Source organism: Bifidobacterium leontopitheci, assembly GCF_009193355.1.
GTDB lineage: Bacteria > Actinomycetota > Actinomycetes > Actinomycetales > Bifidobacteriaceae > Bifidobacterium > Bifidobacterium leontopitheci.
Map to the genome: position 1 here is coordinate 1 of NZ_WBVT01000080.1, position 1,481 is coordinate 1,481.

General features: G+C 67.4%; 2 protein-coding genes. Both read right to left on the reverse strand.

Translation table 11 applies throughout. The features are described from left to right. Positions 1 to 32: 32 nt before the first annotated feature. Positions 33 to 902 carry an IS3 family transposase gene (locus tag F7D09_RS10990; protein WP_152235525.1) on the reverse strand — a complete coding sequence of 290 codons (870 nt, stop codon included), beginning with the start codon at positions 900 to 902 and terminating at the stop codon, positions 33 to 35. After that, a complete protein-coding gene (locus F7D09_RS10995; RefSeq protein WP_152235524.1) occupies positions 902 to 1,417 on the reverse strand; it encodes a helix-turn-helix domain-containing protein in 516 nt (171 codons plus the stop codon). Before F7D09_RS10995 ends, F7D09_RS10990 begins: the two co-directional genes overlap by 1 nt. Between the last annotated feature and the right edge of the window lie 64 nt (positions 1,418 to 1,481).

The following is a 1,481-nucleotide window of genomic DNA, read 5'->3' on the forward strand; positions in this document are numbered from 1 at the left end:
TGAACTGCGCCCCAAAAGTTGGACGTGGTTTATTAAAGGGTACCAGACCGGGCTGTGGGGAACGTGTCCCGGAATTCCTCCGGGGTCAGTCCCCCCAGCCGTTCCTGGCGTCGTTTGGTGTTCCAGTGCACGATGTACGCTTCCAGCCCGGCCTTGAACTCCTCGTAGGAGGCGAACTCGCGGCCCTTGTAGAACTCGTCCTTGAGGTGCCCGAACACCTGCTCGGTCGCGGCGTTGTCGAGGCAGTTGCCCTTGCGGCTCATGGACTGGACGATGCCCATCGCCTCGAGCCGGTCGCGCCACAGCCGGTGCTGGTACGGCCATCCCATGTCGGAATGGAGCACGGGCTCGACGCCCTCGGGCATCCGCTCCTCGAGCATGTCGAGCATCCTCTGCTGCTGCGCCATGTCGGGGCTGGGGCTGACGTCCCAGGCGACGATCTCCTTCAGGCACATGTCGTACACGGGCGCGAGGTACGCCTTGGCGCCCGCCACCTTGAACTCGGTGACGTCCGTGCCGAGCTTCTGCCACGGGCCGTCGGCCGTGAAGTCCCGCTGCAGCAGGTCCGGCACCCCGGCCCCCGCGTCGCCCCGGTACGAGCTGTACCGGCGGTACGGGTTCGCGCGCCGTATCGCGCACCGCAGCCCCATGCGGCGCATGACCTTCAGCACGCTCTTGCGGCTCACCCGCACGCCGAACTCGTGCACGAGGCACATGTGCACCTGCCGGTGCCCGCACCCGTTCGGCGTGCGCGCGTACACCTGCGCCACCACCGGCTCGATGTCGGGCCGGGTGACGACGGGCGGGTGCGACAGGAGGTAGTAGTAGGTGCTCCTCGCCAGCCCCGCCGCCTTCAGCAGGAGCCGGAGCGGATGGCCAAGCCCCGCCAGCGCCGACACGATCACCGTCTTGTCCCGGTTCCCGATCGTCCCGCCGGCAGGGCCCGCGCTTTTTCCAGGTACGCGACCTTCGCCCTGAGGTACGCGTTCTCCTCCTCGAGGGCCTGCTCTCGCGTGGGAGACGGCTTCGGCCCGGCCTTCGCGCCCCTGGGCCGTCCCTTCGGCCTCGGGCGCAGCGCGTCCGGCCCGTTCTCCCGGTAATCCCGGCACCAGCGTTCCAGCGCCGTGACGCTCGCGACCCCGTGCCGGGCCATGGCCTCCGCCTTCGTCAGCCCGTGCTCCACATGGTCGAGCACCGCCGCGAGCTTCGTCTCGTAGCCGTACGACCGTCTTTTCCCGCGTTCCTCCATGAGCGCCGCCTCCCCGCCGATCCGGTATGACAACACCCATTGTCTCGTGGTGTAGACGGACACGCCAAGCCGTCTGGCGAGGGACTTCTTCCCCGCGCCCTGACGGATCAGGTCCGCGACCTTCCTCATGAAACCGTCGTCGTAATGACGCCTGCGATCCCCACACATGAGAAACCGCACCTCCAATCATCGAATCTGCATTATCGCAGTCCAACAATCGGGGTGCAGTTCA

Coding starts and splice junctions, on each gene's coding strand:
- F7D09_RS10995 (WP_152235524.1), bottom strand. CDS start 1,417: ATGTGTGGGGATCGCAGGCGTCATTACGACGACGGTTTCATGAGGAAG.